At 59.6% G+C, this 6407-nt stretch carries 2 protein-coding genes and 1 pseudogene; all 3 read right to left on the minus strand.

What is annotated here, in order from left to right; translation table 11 throughout:
- Nucleotides 1-176: 176 nt before the first annotated feature.
- Nucleotides 177-313 (minus strand): annotated as a pseudogene (locus HUW43_RS03685) (transposase); the annotation flags it as partial.
- Nucleotides 314-429: 116 nt separating this feature from the next.
- Nucleotides 430-3333 carry an SNF2-related protein gene (locus HUW43_RS03690; RefSeq protein ID WP_188236138.1) on the minus strand — a complete coding sequence of 968 codons (2904 nt, stop codon included), beginning with the start codon at nucleotides 3331-3333 and terminating at the stop codon, nucleotides 430-432.
- Nucleotides 3326-6334, minus strand: a complete 3009-nt coding sequence (locus HUW43_RS03695; protein WP_188236139.1) for a hypothetical protein — start codon at nucleotides 6332-6334, stop codon at nucleotides 3326-3328. The genes HUW43_RS03690 and HUW43_RS03695 overlap by 8 nt, the downstream gene beginning before the upstream one ends.
- Between the last annotated feature and the right edge of the window lie 73 nt (nucleotides 6335-6407).

The raw sequence follows: 6407 nt of genomic DNA on the forward strand, positions 1-6407 counted from the left end.
GGGGTCCCTTTTGCGCGCCGATAGGGGGTCCCGATTGGACGCCGATTGACAAGCCAGCCGAAATGTGCTGCCGAGAAGGCGCTCGGTAACCGGGCCACCGACCGGCTTATTGTTCTCCTTAACCATGGGGTGCACAACGTCTTGTGCGGCCCATATTCCCTCGGCGCATCCTGCTAGCGCAGGCCGTTCCGGTTGACGAAGATGATCCCGCTCAGGCCCCGCCGGTCATCAAACCGGGCTTGCCGTGGCTCTTGGGAAAATATGGCGAAAGGCTCGCCATCTGCTCGTCCGTTAGCCAATACAGGTCGCTCAGTCTCCTCGCGGAGCCTGGAGCCGAAGGCGTGCGCGGCACAATCACATCGCCCTCAGCCAATCAATGGGTCCTGAGCCTCACTTCTGATGCTAGCTCGGATTGCCCTTTGGCAATCGTCAGTTTGCGTCTGTAGACGAGACCTGAACCATCAGGCTTGGCAAAATCGATATCTGCGTCTCTTTCAGCCCCACATTGAGAGCGTCAAGCCATGCGAGTCTCGCTGCAGCGGCCAGCCGGGCGTTTTCGACCCGCCGCTGCAGACCGGAGAGCATGCCCGCACGGCGCACATCGATCTCGACATCGGCGGACGCCACACGTGCGTGATGCGCTTCTCGCGCGGCAACGAGATCGCCGAGCTCGACGCAAATCTGCTCGCGTCGTGATGCTAGCTCAACGAATAGGGCTTCTCGCGCCTGCGCGACGGAGGTACTCACCTCGTCCTCCAGGTAGCGCCTCGCATTGTCTTCAAGAGCCTTCCGCAATTCTGCCCGGACGGAGGTCCTCTTCCCCCGCGTACGGGGGAGCACCATTTCCGACCCATCCAACGGGCTCAACAGTTGCAGCACCTGATTACGGGGTAGCATCCTCCACCCATCGGCCAGCTTGACAAATCCGACCGTTACCAAACGGCTGGGTAAGAGTGTCCGCAGCCACCGCGCATCGGCGCGCCACCAATCCTGTACTCGCAAGCGGTCCGCGTCGGCTTCCCGTTTTTGCGCATCGGTAGGGGCCTCTGCGAAATGCGCCTCCAGCTCATGCAGAACAGGAGGAGGGAGCATGCTCACCGAGTCGAACAGACCTCCCGCGAGGAACACCTGCTTGCCTCGAAGTTCCTCTGCTGCCGGATGGCGAGGATCAAACTGGACGGTGACGCATTCCTCGCAGACAGAGCCACAAACCCGCCTTGCGAGGTCGATTGCGCCCTCGACGATTTCGTCGTGCGCCATGTCGCCGTGGTCGAGGAAGCGGAGCAACCGGCCGCCGACATCCCCTTCATCGAAATGGACGGTATTGCGCGGTGGCTTCGCCAAGTGCTTGCGCCGCCAGTGAAACGGGACATGTCCCGCCATCCAGCCGCCCTTGGAAATGACGGACAGGGGAATGGCAGGAGATCTGCCATCACCGCCGTACCAGAGCGTGGAGAATCTCAGCTCCTCGTCAGTCTTTTCCTTCCGCGCACTAACGTCGAACACATTGGACCGATGCAGCAGATCGAGAAACCCCTTCAGGGCCTGTTCGGAACGGGCAGTAAAGCTGCTACCGTCGGACTTGCCGATGACCGGTTGCGGCAACGGGCTCGCCTGGAGCTGGTCGTACTCCTCCTGTGCGCGTTGTGAACTGAATGGGCTGTAGTGCGCAAGAATCGTCTGCGATCCTTGGTCGGCCCAGGTTCGCGCAAGATCTGAGAGTTTGCCGATTTCTCCAGCTGCGCGGTCGAACGCAATGGCTTGGAGTGAATGCGCGATCGCAGCTTCGGTTTCCGGCCGGAGAGGGGGAAGCGGCTTCTGGTAGACACCGAGCGTCTCCAGAGCGGTAATCACCCTCGCCTCGGGCGTCGCCGGCTGTACAATCGTCCAGACGCGAATATTTCCAAAGTGCCGCCCTGCGTCGCCTTTTGCGAGGCCGTTCGGTCGCAGGCGATCAAGGCGCCCGGTGAGCTGGTCGATGACCTCGAGGTCCCAAGGCGAACAGTAGAAAACGATATTGCGGGCGAAATAATGCAGATTGAGCCCGGCTTGCACCCATTCGCCGATCAGCAAGAGCTTTGACTGTCCTGTGGAAAACTCATGAAGTTGCCGGTGCATCGCCTCGATATCTGCTGCCTCGTCCTCGGTTCGCTCGCTGGCCCTGCGGAGCGTCGAAACTGGGCAATCATCTTCGCCTGCGGCAAAGTAGCGCCGCAACCGTACATCCAGAAAATCGATGGTCGGATTGTCGCCGGCGACCACTACAACCTGTTCATCCGGGTACTCGGTCCAGATATCGGTCAGAATGTCGAGCAAGGCATCGAGACGGCTATCGCCGGGGGTTTCTGATGAACGACGGACCGCCTCTTCCAGATGTGGACTGGAACGCAGACGGCGCTGTGCTCGGGCAGAATCAGTTCCCCGGTGCAGGGCCTGTGCCGCACGCCACGCAAACGCTTCGTCTTCACCAGCATCACGCAACCATCGCATGCCGAGGCTGACCCTAGCGACTTCTCCCTCAAGCGGATCAGTTTCGACGCGATGGAACCGTCGTTCAGGCAGATATCGACTCCAGTCCCTGCGGGTCGCTCGGATGATGCGCCTTTCCCTGCTGAACGTTCGCCACGCTGCTCTGCTGTCGGAAATGCGCCCATCGTTGATCTGGCGCAGTGCCAGTTGTTCAAGATCAGACACATAAGTGTCGAGGTCGATGGATCGGTTATCAGCTGTCTGTGCCCGTTCGGGCTCCAGAATAGCCGTCATCCGCCGGCGCTGGCCCGGATCGGCGAGACCGGGTGTGGCCGACAATATCAGGACCTGACGAAAGTCGGACGCCCATGTTTCGACGGAACGCATCGCCTTGTCTGGAAGGAGTTGCGGCTCATCGACAATCAAGAGATCAAACGCAGCGGGATCGAGGTTGAACTGACCGGAAACGATACTTTGTGGGCGGACAATCCGGACCATGGTATCCGAGTCATCGGCATCTTCACCAAAGACAGTGGCTTCAATATGCGCGCGCGTCCAGCACTCGTCGAGCCATTGACGAACCAGCCGATCAGGAACGACGATGACCGTCTTGTGGTTGGGGTTCTGGTATCGCAGTGCATTGAGAACCATGAGCGCCTGCACAGTTTTACCGAGCCCGACCTCATCGCTTATCAGATGCCTTATTGTCGTATCCGCAAGAATCCGACGAACCGTCGCGAGCTGGTGCGGATAGGGCTCGGCCGCAACACCAAGTGCTCCGCCGATTGCCGGCCCCAGTGCCTCGACCTTTCTGCGAAGCGCCTGGATACCGATCGTCAGTGAGAGATAGGGGTCGTCAAACATCAGCGGGGCTCCCGCCCGATCCAATGCCGCGGGCAGCCCTGAAGCGAAGCGCCGCGTAGCGGATGGCGCGTGCCGTTGGCCGATCATCAATCAGGCGTTCCAGCGCCGGTTTCCAACCAGTAGTAGCCGCAAGCTGTGAGGGCGCTGTCCAGAGCCAGAAGCCGAACTGGAGATGCTCCCGGGTTAACCAGCGCGGCATGTTGCGGCTATGGAGGTCTAAATGGACGGCGTCTAAGGCCCGCACAAGCTCATCGGATGTCAACCGATCATAATCTGCGGTCCGGAGTGCTGATGCTCGAGATGCCGGCAAAAGCAGATCGGCGATGCGGCCGGAGAGATCGGCTTTCCTGGCTTTCCGGGCGGCTCTTGCCCATTCGCGCATCCGAGGCTCGCCGAGGATGTCGGCGTCCAGAAATGGCTCCTGTTCGTCAGGGGGAAGCAAGGCGCCGAATTTGCCGAACGCTTCAATAACAGCCGTGTCCATATCTCCTGCGAAGTCCTCGGTGACCCAAGCCGTTGCTGGTGCTTCAGGGTCCCAGCACTTCTCGATTTCCGCAGCGAAAATGCCGAAAAATTGATGGAGCTGATCTGGTTGTAGTTCAGGCAGGTATTCGCCCTTCAGCAGTCCCTCATCTCGAGCGAACTCCGCCAGAGCTCGAAAGCGGCTGCCGAAAAAGCGCTCCAGTCGGCCCTCCTCCTGACTCCACGCTTCCCCGCATAACATCCGGACGAGCACTCCCTCGATGCACTGGGCCGCCGCACGAGATGCGGCGGCAAGAACCAAATTCCCGGGTTCGGCAATCGACCAGGCAACATAGCGATCAAGCAGGCGGGAGAGTCCGGGGCCCGCATCACTGGCTCTGACATACCGCGACAAGGACGATGGCACGTTACAACGGAACTGCGTTAGAGCCAGTTTCGGAGGGCCTACGATCCGCGCGCCACGGATCAGTTCAGTACTGTCAGTGGTAGGTATCAATAATGTAATTTGCTCTCCGGAGCTGAACTCGTCCAGTGTTTGTTGGTCAGAAAGAGGTTCAGACAGCGGAACGGGAACTATGGAAAGCGGCGTATCTTCAGCAAATGCTCGCCAAGTTCCTTCGCTGTCAATCCAGTCGCAGGTTCTCTGTGACCAGCCCGTCTCCCAAGTTTTCGACCAGTATCGGCCGAGCCGGAGGCGGAGATAAAATCGCCGGTTCCGGGCAAGCGCGCGTTTCGTCACGCGATCAGCCAGATCTGCCATTACCGCACTGCCGCCATGCAGAACAGACGGCAGTTCATTCAGCATTGCCTCAGAGCGGGTGACGACCGTGCCGTCAACGTGGAGTGACAGTTGGACCGGGACCTGCTCGATAGCACTGGGGGTTGTTATTCTGATTACCAGACGCCCTGCCACGAGGTCGTCCAGCGTCGGTTCGGGAGGTTCTGTGATGGCGTCAAAAGCCGCCGGGACCGGTTCCACGTCGATAAAGGTAACGATTGATACGGATGATCCTTGGCCCGAACCCAAGCGGATGAGATGTTCACCGGCGACCGGCTCCAGCGCAGCCACTTGCCCCGGAGCGAGCTGGACAGGCTCGCCCTCGTCGACACTCACAGACACGGCTGTTTCCCGGGTCCCGGACGACTTCAGGAGCAGCGGCCGGCTGGTTGCATAGATTGGTCCCCGCCATCCCTCAGAAAGGTGGATCCCACCAGCAAACGACGCAACGGGAAGACCCGGGGGGTGCAGGCCGAGTCGCTCTGCGAACGCACGTGCAGCGGTCTCCCTGAGATCGAGTTCCAGACAGGTCAGTCCGCAAACCGGCTGCTTGGCCACGATTCCTTCTGCAATCGGGAATGCCCGGTCGGTCAGAACGACGATCTGATCGTCTTCCAGCAATTCCGTTTCGCGGATCTGGACAAACCGGTCTGCCATCGGATCCTTGCGGAAAAGCAATGGCAGGGACTGGGCCGGTGCCAAGTCGGCTAGTGGATCACCTCCGTCAATCCCGGTTGACTCACAAAAAGCACGCCCCGCGATGAGGGCCGCGCCCAATGTTTCATCCGCAATCGGCATTTCCATTCCGGACAGAACCAGATCTGATCGGATCGGGCCAATACAGCCCCAGAAGACGGCGCCCTGCGGTAAGCCAGTCAGTGCGGTCGCGAGCCGATTACGAAACGATGCGGAAACCAGAGGAAAGCAAAGCGTAAGGTTAAACTCACCATCGCCATTCAAGGCCAGGATGAAAGTTGCTATGCCAAGTGGTGTTTGCTCTGCTGCGGCAATGCGACGTCGTTGTCGGTGGGTGGCGACTGCCTTTCGAATAGCATCGGCAGCCTGTCTGTCGGTTTCAAGGTCTCTGATCAGTCGCGCGACTGTCACAGTGGACAGGCGGCTGTCGGGATCTGGGAGATCCAGCAAATGGAAAATCAGGGACCGGGCAATGTTCTGGTCTTCGACCCACTCCCTGAATCGCCCGGAGGTACTGTTACGGGCAACATAACGCAGATCCTCGGCGAAATCCGCATCCTGTCGGCCCGCTGGAGCGATGCGGACGACCTGTTGCAATGCCCGCGCGAGAGGTCGTTGAATTTCCCTCGGCGCGATAGCGTTCGCTATGGGCCAGGAAATATGCGGGAAGGTTCGGGTCCACGGGCTGTCAACCGGGCGCTTGAGGCCGAGCCGGCGGTGCGCAGTGAGAAAAAAACCAGTCAGTGTCTTCCGCTCGTTTGTCGAGATTGAAGCGCCAAGTTCTCGCTCGAGTAGGGGCCAATAGTCACTGCCGGTGCCGCGATATTCGTAGCCGACTTCCGTCGCGACAACGATCAGCGGGAGAGCGTGACCGGCCCATTGACCTGATATCCCGACCCTCCGTGCCTGCGCTCCGACCACTTCAGACAGGAGCTTCAGCTCATCGGGATCAAGGCCATGTTCGAGAGCAAATACCGGCTGCTCTCCGCGAACATTTCTTAACGAAGTGTAAATGGTTTCGAGCTTGGTGTTCCAATCCCTCAAATTATCCCTGTAGCGCTCGTTTTCGGTTAGCGTCCGCGCTCGTGGTGTAATTTCCGGTGTAGGCGATGGTGTA

This window comes from Sphingopyxis sp. LK2115 (assembly GCF_014595975.1).
In the GTDB taxonomy this organism is placed as follows: Bacteria; Pseudomonadota; Alphaproteobacteria; order Sphingomonadales; family Sphingomonadaceae; genus Sphingopyxis.

Bases quoted from the DNA above. Each gene is read 5' to 3' on its own strand.
- HUW43_RS03690 (WP_188236138.1), bottom strand. From the start codon at position 3,333: ATGTTTGACGACCCCTATCTCTCACTGACGATCGGTATCCAGGCGCTT.